The 19,608-nt window shown below is 58.4% G+C and carries 8 protein-coding genes and 1 pseudogene; all 9 read right to left on the reverse strand.

Annotated elements, in window-relative coordinates; all coding sequences use genetic code 11:
- A pseudogene (locus tag EKD03_RS14225) lies at positions 1-318 on the reverse strand (PstS family phosphate ABC transporter substrate-binding protein); the annotation flags it as partial.
- A 217-nt stretch (positions 319-535) separates the two neighbouring features.
- Positions 536-2,626, reverse strand: coding sequence for a glycogen debranching protein (locus EKD03_RS14230; protein ID WP_129632138.1), 2,091 nt, complete (start codon positions 2,624-2,626; stop codon positions 536-538).
- 251 nt (positions 2,627-2,877) lie between these two features.
- Complete coding sequence (locus tag EKD03_RS14235) at positions 2,878-4,116, reverse strand: CHAT domain-containing protein (RefSeq protein ID WP_129632141.1); 1,239 nt, start codon at positions 4,114-4,116, stop codon at positions 2,878-2,880.
- Positions 4,117-4,472: 356 nt separating this feature from the next.
- Entirely contained in the window at positions 4,473-7,382 is a 2,910-nt protein-coding gene (locus tag EKD03_RS14240; RefSeq protein ID WP_161569272.1) for an NACHT domain-containing protein, read from the reverse strand.
- Positions 7,383-7,550: 168 nt separating this feature from the next.
- Positions 7,551-13,403 carry a carboxypeptidase-like regulatory domain-containing protein gene (locus tag EKD03_RS14245; protein WP_129632147.1) on the reverse strand — a complete coding sequence of 1,951 codons (5,853 nt, stop codon included), beginning with the start codon at positions 13,401-13,403 and terminating at the stop codon, positions 7,551-7,553.
- Between the two features lie 19 nt (positions 13,404-13,422).
- The gene (locus EKD03_RS14250) at positions 13,423-15,177 is read right to left on the reverse strand and encodes a hypothetical protein (RefSeq protein WP_129632150.1); all 1,755 of its coding nucleotides are present in this window, start codon (positions 15,175-15,177) and stop codon (positions 13,423-13,425) included.
- 197 nt (positions 15,178-15,374) lie between these two features.
- Complete coding sequence (locus EKD03_RS14255) at positions 15,375-18,194, reverse strand: CHAT domain-containing protein (protein ID WP_129632153.1); 2,820 nt, start codon at positions 18,192-18,194, stop codon at positions 15,375-15,377.
- A 17-nt stretch (positions 18,195-18,211) separates the two neighbouring features.
- Positions 18,212-18,961 carry a hypothetical protein gene (locus EKD03_RS14260; protein WP_129632156.1) on the reverse strand — a complete coding sequence of 250 codons (750 nt, stop codon included), beginning with the start codon at positions 18,959-18,961 and terminating at the stop codon, positions 18,212-18,214.
- Positions 18,958-19,581, reverse strand: a complete 624-nt coding sequence (locus tag EKD03_RS14265) for a hypothetical protein (protein WP_129632159.1) — start codon at positions 19,579-19,581, stop codon at positions 18,958-18,960. The genes EKD03_RS14260 and EKD03_RS14265 overlap by 4 nt, the downstream gene beginning before the upstream one ends.
- Positions 19,582-19,608: the final 27 nt, after the last annotated feature.

Consider the following 19,608-nt stretch of genomic DNA (forward strand, 5'->3'; position numbering starts at 1 on the left):
GGCCATACGCTCGGAGAGCGGATAGACCGTGCTCGAACCCGCCGCAATGATGTCGCCCGTGACCGTCGCCGGGTCAACCTCAGGCAACATAACACCATCCGTGGCAGGAGCCTCGGTCGGGGCGGCAGTTGGAACCTCAGTCGGGGCAGCAGTCGGAGCCTCAGTCGGAACTTCAGTCACCGCAGCCACCGGAGCCGTCGTCGCCGGAGCCGCCGGAGCCGTCGTCGGAGCCGTGGTAGCCGTCCCACCACAAGCGGCCAGTACTGGAAGTACCAGCGTGAGCATCACAGCCAGCGTAAGCAGGCGTTTTGCAACCATGAGCATCTTACTCCTTCAAACAGAAAACCTTCACGACGAACAATTGTCCGCACACACAGAGAGACGGGCTTTAATGGCCCGCCCGCATCACCGCGTGGTGTGGCATATCTGGTTAGTGTGCTGACATATCATTCGGGGCTAGGATAGCCCATGTCCATTAAAATGGTGCGCCTGTTTCGTTAAGCGTATGTTAAGAAGAAGCAAAGCATCACCCATGCTAGGGACGCGGGCTACGCAACACCACAATTGAACGCGCCGCCACCAAATAGTGCTGGCTGCGCAATTCAATCTCGTGGCCCGGAACCGCAATATCCTGCGGGCTGAGGAGGCTCGTATCAACCACGCGCAACCACGGATGCGTGGGGCGCTCGGCAATCCGAAAATCCAGATCTTCCCAGTAGGCGTTGATCATCACATAGAGATCATCATCATTGACTGTAGCCCCACGCAGAAAATAGGCCAGTGTATGCGAATGTGGAGCCTGATCAGGTGGACCATTCACGCCATACCAACGCACATCATCGCGCCAGAAGCGCGAGCGCATAATCGTCGGGTGCGCCTTGCGGAAGGCGATCATCTGCTGAAAGAAGCGGAAGATGTCGCGGTTCTTTTCCCGTAACTCCCAGTTGAGCCAGGTGATCTCATTATCTTGGTTGTAAGGGTTATTATTGCCCCGCTGGGTATGCAGAAATTCATCACCCGCACAGAACATGGGGGTTCCATTCGAGAGCATCAGCAACGTAAAGAAGTTCTTCACCTGTTGGCGGCGCAACGCCAACACCTCTTCTGGCACACCCTCATCGCCCTCCCAACCACAATTCCAACTATAGTTTAGGTTCGAGCCATCGGTATTATTATGACCATTAGCCACATTATGTTTATGGTCATAGGCGGTAAGATCATAGAGACAAAAACCATCGTGCGCAGTGATAAAGTTGACACTCTGGGTCGGACGGCATGCATCATGCAGGGTATCAGGAAAGAGATCATCGCTCCCATAAATACGCCGCATCATCGCTGGAACCAAGCCCTGATCACCCTTCATAAAGGAGCGCACATCATCACGGAACTTACCATTCCACTGCAACCAGGTCTGGCCGGGGAAGGTACGCCCCAATTGGTAGGAGCCAATATCCCACGCCTCAGCCACCAACTGGATATCGTTATAGCTCGCCATGCGACTAATTTCGGCCACCACAGCGGGATCGAGCGTATTGACCGAACCATCATCGTTGCGGGTCAGAATCGAGGCCAGATCGAAACGGAAGCCATCCACATGCATATGCTGAGTCCAGTGGATCAGGCTACCCATAATCAAGCCACGCGGGCCAGGATTGGCACAACGTAAGGTATTCCCCGTCCCCGTGTCATTAATATAAAGCCGCCGATCAGCCTTGAGGAGGTAGTAACTACGGTTATCAATCCCTCGGAAAGAGTAGGTCGGCCCCGTCTGATCACCCTCACTGGTATGGTTATAGACCACATCCAACCAGACCTCGATCCCCGCCGCGTGCATGGCACGCACCAACTGGCGAAACTCATCTAGCGGGTCATCAAGCGCATAGCCCAGATGCGGCGCAAAGAAGTTGAGGGTCATGTAGCCCCAGTAGTTGCCCTCTTGGGGATCAAACTGGTGTACCGGCAGCAACTCAACAACCGTGACGCCCAATTCCTTCAGGTAGGGAATCTTATCAATCAGGCCCAGGAAGGTACCGCGTCGCTCAACAGTCACCTCCGAACTTGGATGTGCCGTAAAGCCACGCACATGCAACTCATACACGATGGTCTGTGAGGTATGGCGCGGGCGCACATCCTCACCCCAATCAAAGGGCGGCACGGGGGTATGCGGAATACGCTGCGGCAGCACCCCCAATGGGGCGCGGCCATCAGTGCGCAGACCGGGTGTACACGTCGCCGCCCGGTCATAACTTTCGGGGAAGAAGACCTCCACGGCAAACGGATCGAGCAGAATCTTAGAGCGATCAAAGCGGTGCCCGGCCAAAACATCATTTGGCCCATCCACCCGATAGGCGTAGTAGTGGGCATCAGGAATCAAGGCCCCCGGTATCCAACAATGCCAGACGCGCTCGGTCTTATGGTTGAGGTAATCGAGGCGATACTTATAACATGGGTTAAAGAGATCGTCTTTGGTGTAGAAGAGCAGCGTGACACTGGTGGCATGACGCGAATAGAGTGCAAAATTGTAGCCCTGCCGCGCATGGTTCCAGGTAGCCCCAAGGGGAGCCGGTGCGCCCTCTTGGGCCTCCCAATCTTCCACACTGCGGACGGCACCACCAACATGTTCCATACTGTGCTCCTCTCAGTTCAGGATGGTTCACCCACCTACTGATAATAACGCAGAATGGGGCAGAGGTGGCAACGGCTCGCGGGGGTCACGAAATATTTTGCGGCACCCCGATAGATTCTCCGCAGATTACGCAGATTACGCAGATTATCACGATAGGTAGGATGTGATGTAATGAGGAGGTCAATTACAAGACGAACCGTAGGGGTGAGTCGCGACGCGCCCACCATGTAGCGACGCATAATTATGCGTCGCTACCGACGCATACGGGTAAAAAGCACCGGCATCCACCAATCGGGGCGCTCGCGGATGGCGGCACGGGCCTCGGTGGTGGCGCGGTCAATCTGGCCGTCGGTACGCAGGGCCGCGAAGAGCGCCGGGGTGAAGGTGCTGGCGGTCGCCATGCTGATCTGGCCCTGCATGGCCAGCACCGCCGCTACCCCCGCCGTGATCAGGCGTGGGCCGAGTGCGGCGGCGACATCCTCACTACCGCGCCCGGCACTGTGGCAACTGATCAGCACCACCAGCCGGGGGCGCTGATCCAACTCGCCGATGCGTAGCGCCAGTTCGGTGCCGTCCACCACCGCCGAGGTGCCGTCGGGATGTTCCAGCCAGAGCCGGGGGATACCCTTGATGATCGCGCCGTGGGCAATGAGGTAGAGGATGTCGCAGCCGCTGCGCAGCACCATGCCGAGGTTATGGATGCTCGCCGCACCGGGTGCGAGGATCGTAGGCGCGAAGCCGTGCAGCGCCTGGTGCGCCAGCGCCACCTCGGCGGGGGCATCCATCGGCGCGAGGTTGTAGCGGGCTAGGTCTGTGGGTGCGGCGATAAGGCCGAGGGCACGCAACGCGCCTGGGGCGGGCCGCTCAAGCGGTGTCCAATCGCTACACGGCAGCGAGCGGGCACACCAAACCTGCTGGCTGGTCAGGAGCGGAGCGCCGGTGGTTGGATGGCGCAGCGTTTCCCAGTAGAGGGCTTGCAGTTCCACGGGGGCGATGCGCAGCACGAGGCGCAGGGGGAGACGGAGTGCCTGGGCAACGGCGAGCGCCTGGAGCAGCAGGTCGCGCAACGTGGGAGCGCCGAAGAGTACCTGGCTCAGATAGGCTCCGTAGGCGCGTTCATCGGGCCAGCAGGAGCGCAGCAGGACAAGATCGAGGGCCAGCGGTTGGGCGGAGATACTCACCTCGGCGGAGCTGTCGGGGCGGGTAAAGCGCGCCTCGGCACAGTAGCGTGGCCCGTCGGAGGTGATGGCAAGCTCCAGGCTGACCGTACTGGGTTGGGGGGCGGGGGTAGGCGTGGGCGTGGGCGTGGCCCCAATGATGGTGATCCCGCTGCCGCTGATCGTGGCCCCCTTGCCGGCGTGGGTGCGCGTGCGCACCGCACCGGGCGGATGCTCGATGTGGTGTCCGCTGGCCTCGATCTGAGCGCCGTCGGCAGCGCTGATCTGGGCATCAACCGTGGGCGGCGGATCGTCGGATGGGTGGGTGGGCATGGGTACTCTCCACTGGGGTATCACGATATGCCCCGATAGATTCTCCGCAGATTTCGCAGATTACGCAGATTATTCCGGTATGTAGAAAACCATCCTCTGCGTTCTTTTGCGGCCAACGGTAGCTACCGCAGAGGGATGGGGATGAGACGGCCCGGCGAGCCGTAGGGGCGCGTCGCGACGCGCCCACCATGTATCCCTCCCACCAAGGTGAATCTTGGTAGAGACGGCCCGGCGGGCCGTCTCTACCGCTTCACATACCTGAATATGCATGGGGAAAACCCCAAAAAACTCCTTACACCACCCCGCACAAGGATTCAGGAGACCAGAAGCCAGAATTCAGCATCCAGAAGCCTTATTCAGAGAGCGCGGAGGGACCAAAACACCCGAAATGACCTGATGATGACCCAGTTGAGCGGGTTGTACCTGAGGCGAGAACCGCAGCACAAATCTTCTACTCCATCAACCCAACCACTATATGATACCACTACCCCTGTACTTGGTGTAAAGTCTTTCTCCGCATGTGGCTGTTCCGGTTGCGCATCAGGCGTCGCTGTCCACTCCATCACATTCCCCAGCATATCTTGGATACCATCAACGGCGTTACCCAGCGGGAAGCAGCCCACCGGCGTTGGCGCACCGATGCCTGTATCTTTGTAATTAGCATGCTCCGGCGTCGGCGCGGCAGCGCCCCAGGGGTGGCGGCGCTGATCGATATGGCGGGCGGCACGCTCCCACTCCAGCCAGGTGGGCAGGCGGATCGCCTGATCCTGGGGCAGCCAGCCTTGTTCCCATCCGCTAGCCGAGAGCCAACGGCAATAGGCAGCGGCTTCGTACCAGGAGACGCCGACGACGGGTTGGAGCGGGCTGTTGAAGCGCGGGTGGTGCCAGTATCGCGGTTCAGTATCCCGTGGTTCCCCGTTAGGAAAGAGATACTGCCGCCCCGCATCCGTCCACCAAGGCTTCGTAGGATCGTAGCCATCGGGGCCGTTAGCGGCCAGGAAGCGGGCATACTCGGCATTGGTGACCGGGTAGCGCCCAATGCGGTAGGGCTGCGCGATCCGAAGCTGCTGCAACTGCTCGCTACGATCATCACCGAACCAGAACGGCCCCGCCGCGATTGAACACCAGTAGTGGGCGAGCGATTTCTGCCAGCCCTGGCTGCGCTGGGTAGGTAGGCCGAGGACGGCAAAGGGTAGGCGCGGGTCGGGCATGGGTACCTGCACCGCCGGGCGGCTCAGTTCCTTCAGCGGGCCATAGCAGAGCAGGCCGAGGGCTAGACCGGCGCGGTGGCGCAGGGTGGCCGGGACCGCAGGGGCTTGGCCCTTGGTGAGCAGATCGAGCAGGCGGCGGCGGGCGGTGGGCCAGAGGCCATCGGGGAGCTTGAGCACGTTCGGGTCATAGGCGTCAGCCCGCTCACGCCCGATCAGGTTGAGCAACTCTCCGGCCAGCGCCTGCTCCAGGGGGCTGCGTGCCAGCAGCTTGGTGGCCAGATCGAGCGGCTTCTCTAGTTCGCTATTCAGCACCTGATAGCCCACCATCAGCGTCAGCGCCTCGTGCCAGTGCGGTTGGTCGGCCCGCTCGATACAGAGCTTGTGGTACTCCTTCTGCCCCTTGAGGTGGTAACCGGCCAGAAACTCCTGGAAGGTGCGATGGGCAAAGGTGTAGGTCTTTGGCCCGCGCTTGAGCAGGAGGCCGTTGCCCTTGACCAGTGCGCCCAGAATGATCTCGGCCAACTGGTACTTGCGCGGCTCATCGTAGCGCGCAAAGCCCTCGGCAAACAGTTCCACCACCTGCGGTTCATCCAAATCGGCGGGGCGCTGCGCCGTATTCGGGCTACGTTCGGCCCCGGTATGCGCCACATAGCCCAGGCGCGCCATCATGTCCAGCAGGTCGGTGCTACGGAACTGGCTCAAGTTCAGCCGCTCCAAGAGATCAACCTCGCCACGCGGCTGACGCCAGCGCAGCAGCAGCAGATCAATACACTCGGCGTAGAGCAGTGCGCGTGCATCGGGCAGTGCGCCACGGAAGGCGTGTACCAGTGCCATCACGGTGAGCAGCAGCGGGGTTGCAGCCAGGGTGCGCAACTCAGCGCGGGTGGCGAGCGCCTGCGCCAACGCGCCAGCATCCTGGGTTGCTTGCGCCGCCGGACGACGCCCGCTCTCAGCCAACTCGCGGTACCAATCTTGAACAAACTGCTGGATCTGCTCATCGTCGAGATCGGCTAGGGTATAGGCTGCGAAGCCCTGGATCTGGCGGATCGGTTCTTCCTGATAATCGAGTACCCGGCAAGTGACGATCATTTGTGCGCGGTAGGTACGGCGGGCCGCGTGGATCGTCTCGGCGACACGCTGAAGAACGGACTTGCCCACCACTTCATCGAAGCCATCGAGCAGCAAAAGCGCCTCACCCTCACGCAGAGCGGCGACCAGATCGTGCTGAGCCTCGGCACAACCCGCTTCGCTAAGGGTAGAAGCAAGAAAATCTTCCAGAAGACGCACACTGCCACGTGGAGCAGCGGCGAGCGGGGCAAAGGCAGCCAGATCGCGCAGGATGATACGCACCGGCACGCGGTTGCCAAAGTTCCAGCGCGGCAGACAGGCCAGCCAGCCCGCATCGGGCTGCGGCTCGTTGGCGCGGCGGGTGCAGAGGGCCGCCCCAGCCAAGCAGAGCGCCAAGTGGCTGACGAAAGTGCTCTTGCCGCTACCGGGCGCACCGAGCAGCATCAGCGAACCTTTGGCGTGGGCGAGGCTTTCTAGTGCGCTGAGCGGGCGGGTGGATCGCTTAGCACCATCAGAACGCTCCTTCAGCGCCGCCGCCTCATCTGCGCTCAGTTCCACCTGGGTGGTGGTATGCAGACCAATATAGACCCGCGCCAACTCAAGCGGGCGCGGATACGCAGCATCGGTACGATCAATCTGGCCGAGGGGCAGCGCATTGCAATCTGCAATCGTGCGGCGCAGATAGGCGACGAGGGCAGCCGCACGACGCGCCTCGGCGGGGTCGGATGGTGGTGGGAAGGTGACATGCTCGGCGTGGGCGACAATACTTACCGGTGCGCCGCTGATCGTACCGCTCTCGGTGACAATGTTAACCGCGACGCCACCGGGTGCGGGAGCAGCCGGGGTGATCTGGGCCAGCAACGTATCCACCAGCGAAGCGCCATGCAACTCACGCAGGCGGCGTAGGCTCTGCGCATAGAGATCTTCGCCAATGTCGGGCCGAAGACTCAGCAGGCCACGTAGTTGGGCAAGCAGATCGTCCGACATACTACCTCTCATGAGATGCGAGCCATCCGGCAGGAAACGGTTATCTTTAATGGCATGGCATTAGTATAGGCACAAGTGGGGAAGAGGACAATATCATCAATGCGTCATCGCGTAGGGGGCGCGTCGTGACGCGCCCCCTACGCGATGACTCTTAATCGAATGCCCCCTCTACGGCGTACAATAGCCCCCCTTCGGAATCAGATGGCTGAGCAAGAGCCGATCTGCATAGCGCGGCGGGGCTGGATCAGCAATTGCCGAGCCATAGAAGGCGTCGAGTTGGGTTGTACAATGTTGTAGGAGGACAAAGAGCGTGTAGGTGCTATCCGGCTGGAGCAACTTCTTGTCTGTGTCGAAGAGCATCTGCTCGACCAAATTTGGCCCAAAGACACTATAGGATGCCAATCCAACCTCATAGCGGCAGGTCGGCGAGTAGTTCTGGATCTGGGCCTGCCCGTCGGCCAGGAAGGTCACTTCTAGGTCATCCAGCGCACTGTTGATGTCGCACGCCGGGCCACACGGGGCATGCTCGTCCGGCACGATGTAGAGCGCGCCATTATTGGTGTCCACCACCACGCCACCGTTCGTACCCACCGCCTGGATGATGTAACGCGACCAGGGCTGGGCTGCAAAGGTCGCCGTCCAGCGATGCCCCACCCGCCGCATTGGGTAGACCGTAAACGTGCCATCCTCGATCAGTACGACCTCTACCCGTGCCACCCCGGAGCCATCAGGCACATTCACTCGCACGCGCTGGTTGAGGCGACAGATGCTCGCCCGCCCACCCAGTACCGGCGGATCACCCTCGGCCTTGGCCACAAGCTCAAATTGCAAGCTGTTGATCAGGCGCTCCACATTACCATCCGGCGACCACTGGCCGGTTGCGAGGATCATGTGCTGGTTACCATCCCCGCCTGGGTAGACGTTGAAGAAGCCCCCCCGATCCACGCGCTTCCCGGTGTAGGCCCGCTCGGTGTAGGTGAAGGGTTCGCCCACCGGCGCCGCACTCTGGATCAGCGGGTCAACCTCGCTGATCATACTGAAGCTGCCGCCCCGCAATAATGCACCACCCACCATAGGATCAAGCGCAATATCCACCCCCGGCTGAATCGGCAACCCCGCATCAGAGAGGAAGAGGCTGCTCCCACTGCTCGGTTGCACCCGGTAGTAGGTGCCATCCGGGTTGCTCTCTGGCGTATGTGTAAAGGTCAGGCTGAGTGTGCTGTTGGCAGTAGGCAGGCTGGGTGTAGTCGTAGTGGTAAGGTTGCTCAGAGTACTGAGCAACTGCACCAAAGGATTGAGACTCGCCTGCCGTACTACGTAGTCCGGCGGGCCAAAGAGCTGGATACCGGCATAGGTCTTGGCATGGCGGTGGCTAGAGACGAGGCTATTCTGGCCTGCATAGTCCAAGAGCGCCGAGCGCAGCGCATGGCCGAGAGTCACCCCTTCTTCATCGGCCAGCAATGCCTGTACGAGCGCAACCTGTATCTGCTCGGAGTAGGCCAGCGAGTCTTCGACATCTACCGTGCCGGCAAAGGCATAGTTACTATAGCCAAAGCTGGGTAAGCTATGCAGCGCCCATTCTGTCACCAAGGTTGAGGTCATACTAAGCCCGGCACTCACCCCACTATGGCAACCCAGCATCAGGATCAGGTTGATCGCTACTTGCTCCTGCGCCAACTTGGCAATATCCTGAACACCCACATCACCGATGACATGGCGTGCGGCATGGTCGCTGAGATGGATCAGGCCACCCGCTTGCTGGAGCGCCGCCATACCCGCAGAGACCGTGGTTGGAATGGTTGTACAGCTTGCCGCACTCACTAAGCCCTGGCTGGCCAGGATTTCACACACTTCTCGTTGGGTGTCACCAGTAAGGTTCTTGGCCTCCCCAGAGACCGTGCCTTTACTGAGGGTAATCGTGCCACCCTGGGTGACAAAGCCCGCCAACACTGCCGCTATCGCCTGCGGGCTACCCGGCTGGCGCGCCGTTACCAGCGGCTTCGCCTTGCCGAGCAGATCGTCATACGGACGATCCGAGGGGTAGGCGTTGGCACGGAAGAGGCTAAAGAAGGGGTCATCGAGCGGAATAGAAGCCGCATAGTGGGACTCAGGGTAGACGAGCGGATCGCTATCTTTCTCGTCCTGGATCGCCGCATACGGAATGATCTCGTCATCCCCGATCAGGTAGATATAGCTCGGTGCGGGATCAATCGCGCCAATCTGGGCCGCTATATACGCCTCGATGGCCAGTTGCAGAGTAGTGCGGGCAGCAACCGCCTCCTCAGCCAACTGGATAATCTCGCCTTCGGAAAGCTCATCCTGAACCGCCTGCGTCACCGCCGCTACCGCTGCATCCCAGGCCGCATAGGAACAACTGAGGCCATCTGGTTCTTCGTCACACGGCGCTGCGGCGTCAAGTGCAATCTCCATACCACCGTTTATGGCGAGGTAATCGCTGAGCGCAGTACGCACCTCTTCTACTGTCCCCCGCTGTGCCAAGCGGGGCATGTTGGTGACAACAATGGTTACGGGTGTTTCCGGGGTGAAGAGTAGTTTGGCACTGTCCTGGTTATTGTTCGCTTCACGATCATCGCCACTACTCTGGAGGCTGGCCACCACCTGCGGGGCTTCTGCCATACTCGCCGGGACTTGGTAGGTAGCTTCGAGGATGTACTCTTCGTCAACCGCAAGTGCCGGAATAGTCCAGCGGAAAAGCCCCGGCGTCACCTCGGTCGCCCCCAGCGCTGCCTCAACCAGCACCTCCGGCGGGAAGACCAGATCCACCTGCGCCGCGCTACTCATCGGCTGGGTGCCACGATTCTTCACCAGGATGCGCAGCGTCGCCGAGGTTTCGGCGGGACTCATCAACTGGCCACCAATCACCAGCGATGGATCGGGGGCGTCGCGGTAGTCAATCCGCACCTTCGCACGATCCTTGTTGTTGGCCGCAAAGACCTCCTGAGGCACCTTGGGGGCCTGCACGTCAATCCGTGCTTCGCCTGGGCGGGCAGCGCGATCAACATCAAACAGCAATTGGAAGGTCTGGGTCGCGCCCGGATTGAGGCTGGGGATGCTCAAGGGCAAGCTGGGAGCATCACGAAGTGTGATCGATCCGGTATAGGTCAGATTGATCGCCACCCCTTCAGCGGCCAACAATCCCTGGTTAGTGGCACGCAGGGTACACGTTAGCTGCGTATTCCCCCGCGCAATCGCCGGACACTCCAAATCCAGTTGCAGATCGGGGGTGGCATCAAAGAGCCGGATCACCCCCGACTGCGTACCACCCGTGAGCAGGCTGCGCTCCTCCGCATAGTTGGCCGCAGGTGCCAAGGCCAACGGGCGGATGGGCAAGCCGAAGATGCTCTCCCAGGTTGCGCCATCTTCGCTCTGGAAGAAGCCAATATCGGTGGCGGCAAAGTAGCGCCCCAACGGCGTGCGCGTAATCGCCGTCACGCTCCGAGCGCTAGTCCCATTACTATGCACCAGATCATACGGCCCGTTCCACGCACTACTCAGATCACAGGCACGGGTATAGATCGCCGCTGGGGTTCCCGTTGCAGGGCTGTTGGTTCCGAGCATAATCAGACACGGCTCGCTGTCAGACACCCAGAGCGCAGCGCTGCGCAGGCGCTGCCCACCGGGGGTGGGCAAGGCTGGGAAGGCACTCAGGCCCACACCGCGCTGCCAGAGCCAGAGGCCATCGCCCAGGGTTGCAAGGACAGCCTCGCTATTGCCCCGGCTCCCCGGCAAAAACTCGATGCCACTAATCCCGCGCCCCTCACCCACCTTCAGGCTACTCCAACTGCCATCATAGATACGCAGCGCATCGCCGGGGCCAGCCCCGCGCCCCACCAACCAGACACTCCCGTCGTTGCTGACGCGCACCTCGGTTGGGTTGAGACTCGCCGCATTGGGCAGGCTGATCGGAGCAGCCGTGGTCGGACTCAGTTCAAACAGCCCACTCGGCCCCACGGCCAGCAGGTTGCCGTTGTTGAGCAGCGCCAACGAGCGCACATCCTGAGTAAAATCGGGGTTGAAGGGTTCCCAACTCACCCCACCCGTAGCACTCAGCATCACCCCACGCTGGGTTGCCGCATAGGTACGCGGTCCAGACGTGCGCAACTCGTAGACCGTCGGTGCGCCCAGGCTCAACTGTGGGGTCGCCGCCTCACGCAGCGCCAGCGTCTGCCAGGGCTGATCGGGCGCACTGCGCTCCACCAACCCCTCAGCGGTAATCGCCACCAACGTAAGGCCGCTCGCCGCCAAACTGGAGATCGGGCCAGTCAGCGTGGCATCGGGCAGCCACTGGCTCCCCGTACTATTCGTGGCCACCAAGCCCGTCTGTATCCCCACCCAGATCGTCCCGGCAGCATCCACCGCAAGGCTACGCACGGCCTCGCTACGCAACATCTGCCAACTACTCGCGCCCGCCCGCAGCACGAACAGCCCCGTCGAGCCACCGGCCAAGAGATCGCCGCCCTGGATGGCCAGTGCTAACATGCCGCTCGGTGGAGCGGGCAGCGCCTGATCAACGCCAAGCCAGTTGGTCTTCTGGAGTTGCCCATTGCGCCCCAGCAAGAAGAACATGCCGTTGGCATCCGTAGCCAACGCCTGGATCGGCCCCAGCGGGCTAGTGACACGCTCCCATGTATTTCCAGCATCCTCTGAGATCGCCACCTCACCGCTCAGGGTTGCCGCGACCAAGCTATTCTCAAGCGCCACGATAGCAGCCAACTCTGGCTGGCTGCGCATCGTCGCGGCATTACCCAGGCTCGCCATCCATGTGGCCACCCCCGGCATCCGCCGCACCAGCACCCCATCACGGGTGGCCACGTAATAGATCAGATCATCCCCACTGCCGCTGATAGTGACCAAGCTCGGTTGGCCACCATAGGGCATGGGGCTATAGCTATGCTCCTGGCGCAGCACAATGTCTACATTGCGGGTACCCCAATCTTCATCGGTGCGCAACTGCGCTAACGTCACCTCCTGCACCCCCACCAGTGTTCCGCTGCGCGCCGTAAAGCGCAGCCGGGTTGCTGGGGGCAACTTCTGTCTGACGATAGCACCAATATCAATCACATAGATCGGAGCTTGGTTCTCCAACTCCTCACGCACTTCAGTCGTATCGCGCAGCGGATACTCAAGCGTTACCGAGGCATCCAGCAGCTCGACCGTCACCTCGACATTGGCCATGGGTTGGCCATCAAGCGTGGCCTTGCCGATCACACAGAAGGGATCGGGGACTTGGTTGCCACTTCCGCCATGCGGTACTTGGTTGCCACTCCCACCATGAGGAATGATTCCAGAACATGGCCAGTTGAGTACGATCTTTAACGGAACGGGCTGATTCTCCCAGCGCACCGCCACCCACGAATGCAGATCATCCTTGATCGCCTCGACCCAGAGGATGGTGCCATGCGCAACCGTACCAGGATCAAGCGTGAAATCAAGCTGCGTATCAGCAGCCGAAATAAAACTGGCAATCGGCTCCCCCTCAGGCTGATCCTTGAACAGCTTGAGGGTATAGCCACCCACCGCTTGGGGTTGCTTCTGATCGAGCAGATAGACCCGCCCATAGAGCGGAGCCGGGGCCAATGGCAGACTCAGGCTGATCGGGTCGGTGCGGTAGGTGCGCGTCACTGGATCGGGTCTATAGCCGATCACTTCGTGTACCTGGTCACCGGCATACCTGACCACGACATCCAGGTGATCACCGGGCTGCACGTTCAGTTGCTCCAGTGGCAAGGTTGCCACCGCCTCACCCAAAGTACCGTCAATCGTCTGGGTGGCCGAGGCAGTCATCGTCCGATCACCCAGACGCACCGTCACCGTTGCGCCAGCGAGCGGCGCACCAGTGGCATCCGTCACCGGCACCTCTAGGCAGAAGGGTGCAAGTGGATCGAGGCTATAGTTGTTACAGCGGTACGCAGGAACCTGCTGCGCCCCGACGGGCAAAACCGGCACAAGCACGAACAGAGCCAACACGAGCAGCCAGAAGCGGGTAGATAGGCGATGCATGGCACAATTCCTTCGTGGCTTAGGGCTGCGGGCAGGTATGCAGCAACAGATTGTCAACAAAGAGGCGGTCAGCCGCATCAATCATCCCGTCACCTGTGGGATCAAGCCCCGGCGCATAGCCCGCATCAGTGCGGCTCAGGCCATCGGCGGCACGGATGGCAGCATAGTCGGCCTCGCTGATCTGGCCATCGCCATCAGCATCGCCCCGGATGAGCAGCCACCCCGCCAGATAATCGGCCTTACCCAGATCGGCATTTTCAACCATATCATAGGCCAACGCCATCAGATCAATCTGGCGGCATGGGAGATCGAGATCGGCGGTGTAGCTCGTCGCCGGATCACGGTCGCGCCAGCGCTGCAACTGGCCATCAATCACCGCCGCCAGCGTCACCCCGCGAACCCCCGACTGCGGCCCATCGGTGGACTCAGTCGCTACGTAACTGAACACCTGATCACCGGGCACCATCTTGAGTGCTACGTCATCGCTGGGCGCAAGAAAGGTGGCGCTGGGGGCGAAGCTATCGAGGCGTAGGTAGGAGCGGTTCAAAGGATTATTGTTGCCACATGTAAGTGAGTTTGCGGCTACACTTGCATAATTCGCCGACTGTGTTGCAACATACACCTTGTCCGAATGCTCAACCACAATGCCACCCCAGCAATAACCGGGTTGTGCCAAAATGAAAATGTCACCCGGTTGGGCAGCCGATTCCGCGATCTGAACTGCCCCACTATTCAGTAGCATTGGGTACAAACTAGGCATCCCGATATAGGAGTTAAATTCTGAGGCATTACCATTTACAGTCGAACCATCGGGTAGTTCCCCACACAATGCGGGTTCATAGCCAGTAGCCCGTAACATACAATCAATGAAGAGTGCTCCATTAGCATATAGAATACCGTTGATTCTGTATTCGAAATTATAAGGATTACCACCCTGACCACCATACGTTTTCGCCAAATCATCCAGCCTATCAAACTCAAAACGCGGAAAATCGCTGACACTAAAACTCAGACTCGGTGTGCGCTGACTCATCAGCGCAGCACCCGGCGCGGCCAGCGTCAGCGTGGCTACACTCGGTGTTGACTGGGTGAGCGTCACCTTGGGGCTAGAAGTGGCTGGTGCAGCATTGCCACTGGCCACCAGCGGCAGATAGACTCTATACGGCAGTGCCGCTCCCGGATCAGTGGGCGGTGGTTGAGGATCTGCCAGTACAAAAGCCGCCGGAGCCTCAGCCGGGGTAAAGACAAACCCGGCCATTATCTGGTTGACCAGATCGGGATCGCTGCGGAAACTGGGGCTAAAGGTGATCGTATACTCCACCGCCTCGATCACCAGACTATAGACCACCGCAAAGGGTGCATCGTCGGTGCTAGGTGTCAGACGCTGTACCGTATAGCCGTGCAGATCCTGGGTCTCAGCCTGATAGCCCATCTGGAGCAGGAGAGCCGGTAGACGATCTGCGGGCCGCACCGACTCATTCACACTGCGCTGCACACTCATGCCAACCACATGCGGGGTTGCATTTTGATCGCTGCGGCAGCCCGGCGTATTCACCTGCGCACACAGCGGCGCAACCAGCCTATCGCTATAGATCCCCCCGACAGTACCATTCACCACTTCGGGAATCCAGCCTTGCAGCAAGGGATTCGCAATACCCTCGCCAGTCGTGAACGTGTTGGTCAACGGAGCCGCATGCAGAGGAGCGAGCAGCACGAGCAGGGGCATGCATAAGAGGAAGATACCCAGGGCGAGACGGGGAGTGGCGCGGTACATAATTCCTCGCTTGTCGCTGGTTGGTTCTATAGGGATCAACTATTGTGCATAATATGACATATCCTCAATAAAGATGCAAGGACAAAAAGGTGACAATCGAGATGACAATTAGGTCACGAATAGGGTGTGAATACACGAGTATTCGCGCATTCACACCCTATTCGTGCATTTACACTCTATTTGCGATCATTTCGCGATCATAATCCGGTCAAAAAGAAATGCGCCCAGAGACTAGGCGGTTGCGCAATCAGGGCAAGCTGCGCCTGACGCAACGCCGCCGCACATGGCATCCCGGTCTGCCAGTGTTGGTAGAAGGTACGCACCAGGGAGCGAGCGACGTTGTACTCCACCTCCCACATCGCCGCAATCACACTACTAGCCCCAGCGACGAGAGCCGCACCCACAAAGCCTTGCAGACCCGGCCCCACGCGGCCACTGTGGCAGGCATCAAGGAAGAGCAACTCAAGCGCCAGATCGGCACGGTAGAGGTCATCGGCATAGATGCGTTGCGGGCCAATGATCAACTGGGCAAACCGGGGGCTGGTATTGGGTGGGAACTCCCCGTGGCAACTGAGGTGCAGCATCTGCGCATCGGCAAGGTGGGACAGGAGGGCATCCGGGGTGAGCGGGCCGGGCTGGGCCGTTGCATCCACCAGCGTGGCCAGATGAGCCAACTCGCTGGAAAGATTCGGTAGGGGGGCATAGTTGGCCTCACCCGCCGCATCATAGCCAAGGAAGATGCGCTTGGTACGTGGCGGGCGTTGCGCCTGGCGTGCCTGTAGCAAGGTGAGGACAGTACCACTCGGAATATAGCTCACTGGCATGCGCTCGATTAAGTAGCGAGTGTCATCATAGGCTGCGTGCAGGGGGTAGAGTGGCAGGGCATCATCAAGCGCAAAGATCAGGGCATTGGCATCACTCAGATAGTCTTCCAACTTCTCAATAAACATCGTATAGAGTTCGATTAATACATCCTGTTGAGCTTCAGTACTAAGCGTCAGAACATCAGTTATTTGGAAATCAGATGGCCAGGCTTTAATAAATGCCTTCCATTCAGTCTGATCAGCCAATTGAAGCCGCGCCAAAACCCCCTGATCATGCAGCAGGGTCGCCCACAACGTCCCATCATTGATGCCACCCACAAGCGTGAGAGCCACAAGAAGTGTCCTCGCAGGGAGCGCAGCACATATTGCGTCGGTTGTGGCGGGTTGGCCCGTCATCCAACCAATCTGAGTCATTTTGGTGGTTGCCAGACGGTTCAGGGTCGCAAAGTAGTGCGCTTCGGCATGGTGGCGTTCCGCATTCAAGCGGGGTTGATCCTTGGCATCCTCACTCGCAATGGTAGGGCGGCGCACACGACTCTCGCTCAAGGCCAAACGGGCTTGGCTATAACGAAGTTGCTCATACGCTTCGCGTATTTCAGCCAGATCGTCACGATCCAACAGACGCCAGATACCCGCATTACTCATCTCATCAAGCAATGTCTGGGCGCGCAAACGCTCACTCACCACCCATGACGCCTCAGCACTTGGAGCCAACATAAAGGCCCGTTCAGCAGCATAGCGATACGCATGACCCAGACGTAGTGTGTGGAGGCTCATCCGCACCATACCACGCGCATGAGCCGCCGCATCAAGCGCCGCTTGATAGGCTTGGTAGGCTGCATGGGTATCCTTTGCCCCTTCATGGTACCTACCGATCTGGCTCCAGACTGCCGTTGCCCCCAGATAATCCCCAGCCTGAAGCAGCGCCTCGGAGATAGCAACTCGCTCTGCAAGCGGAACGAGCGGGTCATATTGGACACGAATACGGCGCAGTTCCAACTGACGACGCGGGAGATCAACACCCGCTAACAGAGCTTCGGCCTCGGCCAAACATGTTCGCGCAATTTCATAACGTCCAGCAATATATGCACGTTCAGCTAACTCGGTCGTACACGTCAAAACCAACAGATTTGCACCTAAGCGCTCGAATTCTTTTCGCGCCTTTTGCATCAATGGTAAAGCTTGATCAAAATCATCAAGCAAAAGAGCATGGAGACGGTGCAGTTCAGCTTGTTGTTTAGGTGAGATATTGCCCTGATCGCTAAGATTAATAAGCTTTTCAATAACAATTTCTGCATACGAATAGTTATCTAATAGTAATGATAAAATAAATTGGTATTGATATAAATCATAGGCATCAGATAGAGATAGTTTATTCACGTTTAAACCACGAACCAACCAAAGAGAAGCTTGTTCTTGCAGGGCACGGGCGTGGGCATGGCGACCTAGACGCATCTCCAACACTGATCGATTTAAGTAGAGACGGAAGGCACATGCGGCATAGGCGTCCGTATGATCTATCAATTGTTCAACTTCATTGTAGAGTTCGCATGCTACATCAAACTGATCGCTCAGATTCTCTAAGGCATAAGCATAGACATCAAGTAGTTCGATATAGCGGATCAGGCGCTCAGTATCTCCCTTTTCCGCACGCCACTCTTCACGTAGTTGCACATAGATTGGTTCAGCCTGGGCCATATCTTGCAATTCAACCCAGGTATTCGCTTTGATCAAACGGGCCTTATCCATACCAGCTTGATGAGCGTGCATCTGAAAAACCCTCAATGACTCATCCGCAAGCTGGAGCGCCCGTTCAAAATAATCACGAGTATAGAGGGTTTCGGCCAGATTCACCTTGGCACGTGCGCATCCAACAATATCCCCCGCCCAGTGGTAGGCCCAAGCAGCTACCCGTAAGAGGTTGGGATCAATGTAGGCAACATTAAGCCGATTCGCCCACATGCCATAGATATCAAGGGCCGAGGCAGTACCCTGGGGACATAAGCGCGCACCAAGCAACATACCACGCAGAATCTTGGACTGATCAGTTTCTACATATAAACTACCACGTACTTTCAGTAATAAATCAGATGTTATTACTTCTGGTGGGAGATGTTGATCAATCTCATGTGCCACCTCATCAACAGAGAGATCGGGATGATGAATAAGATTGATCAGGTGATCAATATCCATGACGTAGCTCCAAATAACTAGAGATCAACCCACACCACACCAATCAACTGCTGCTCAATAAAGAGCGCAATGACATAGCGGTCACTTGGCAGATGATCAAACGCAAAACGCCCAAAACGATCAAGCGGAACTTCCGCGACACAGATCGGTGTCGGTTGAGGCTGCATCTCGATGCGGTAGAGACGGACTGGAACCCCCACGAGATCGGAACGCCGGGGTTTGAGGCGGCCATTAATAACGGCACCCGTCTCTTGTTGGCCAAAAACAACATCAATTTGAGTTGGAGTAGCTTGATCGGGTACATCCACCGGTTGAAGCACAGGATGGGCCGTCCCCGACATAAAGACCCCGCCATACACCGGCAGGCTGCGCTGCCAGATCGGGAAGAGCCGCCGCAAGTAGTCCTGCTCGCTCTCTTGGGGTGGGGTGGTGGGCAGAGGACGCACAATATCATCTGGGGCAATCTCGATCAGGCGTGCCACACGCGCCTGGGCGGCGGCCATATCAAAGGCAATTTCGGGCAGTTCTTCTTGTGCAAAGGCGATCAGATCGGCACGTAGCTCGGCATACTGGTGGGCCATATCGGCATCAGTGGCAATATAGAAGGCTACAAGTGGCAGCGTCTCAAGCACCGCCTCACCAGCCAACTCACGCTCCACATACTCGGCCAACGCCGCCTCGGCAGCCTCACGATCTAGCTCGTGCTCCTTGATGTGCGTCGCGGCCATAATCGCCTGGATCAAGCGAAGATCGGGTTGATTGATCATTTTTCTGCTCCTTCTACACCAGCAATAATACGTCTCACCTGCTCTTCGGTGTAGCCCTGCTGCTCAAGACATGAAAAGAGTTTCTTCTTCATAATGCGATGGAGTTGTACGCCGATAGCAGTACTCGTCTTAGGTGGATCAAACGCATTGCCAATCTCTGTGTAGGTATAGTTCTTCAACCATAACTCAATGAGTTGGCGATCATCCTCTGATTTCAATTGATCAAGACACGTGTGTAATACAGTTACTAGTTGCCTATAGGCAGGTGAGTTCGGCTGATCAAGATGAAACTGAGTAGTATGCGTGGTAATATGATCCAATAAGACAGTATGTTGATGCGGATCATCTCGACGAAGAGAACTCTTGTAGAAGTTATTCGCAGTAACCGAAATAAAACCGTACATCGAACGTACCTCATATCCATTAAGAATACGAGAGATAATGTGATCTGCCGCCTGCATTGCCAGATCATATTGCTGCTCTGCTGACCATTCTCGAAAGAATCTTCGGCATTTGATATTACAGGCGGTTTGTACTGCGCTCCACGCATCTCCATCATGGGCTTTGATGCGCTCAATCCATTCGGGATCGGGCCAAGGGGCACCAGTCGGCTTGGACATATAGGAGACTCCCAGTGCTTACATGCT

Origin of the sequence: Candidatus Oscillochloris fontis (genome assembly GCF_004138135.1) — a bacterium.
GTDB lineage: Bacteria > Chloroflexota > Chloroflexia > Chloroflexales > Chloroflexaceae > Oscillochloris > Oscillochloris fontis.

Excerpts from the sequence above, each read along its gene's own strand:
- EKD03_RS14230 (WP_129632138.1), bottom strand. The coding sequence starts at position 2,626 with ATGGAACATGTTGGTGGTGCCGTCCGCAGTGTGGAAGATTGGGAGGCC.
- EKD03_RS14235 (WP_129632141.1), bottom strand. The coding sequence starts at position 4,116 with ATGCCCACCCACCCATCCGACGATCCGCCGCCCACGGTTGATGCCCAG.
- EKD03_RS14240 (WP_161569272.1), bottom strand. The coding sequence starts at position 7,382 with ATGTCGGACGATCTGCTTGCCCAACTACGTGGCCTGCTGAGTCTTCGG.
- EKD03_RS14245 (WP_129632147.1), bottom strand. The coding sequence starts at position 13,403 with ATGCATCGCCTATCTACCCGCTTCTGGCTGCTCGTGTTGGCTCTGTTC.
- EKD03_RS14250 (WP_129632150.1), bottom strand. The coding sequence starts at position 15,177 with ATGTACCGCGCCACTCCCCGTCTCGCCCTGGGTATCTTCCTCTTATGC.
- EKD03_RS14255 (WP_129632153.1), bottom strand. The coding sequence starts at position 18,194 with ATGGATATTGATCACCTGATCAATCTTATTCATCATCCCGATCTCTCT.
- EKD03_RS14260 (WP_129632156.1), bottom strand. The coding sequence starts at position 18,961 with ATGATCAATCAACCCGATCTTCGCTTGATCCAGGCGATTATGGCCGCG.
- EKD03_RS14265 (WP_129632159.1), bottom strand. The coding sequence starts at position 19,581 with ATGTCCAAGCCGACTGGTGCCCCTTGGCCCGATCCCGAATGGATTGAG.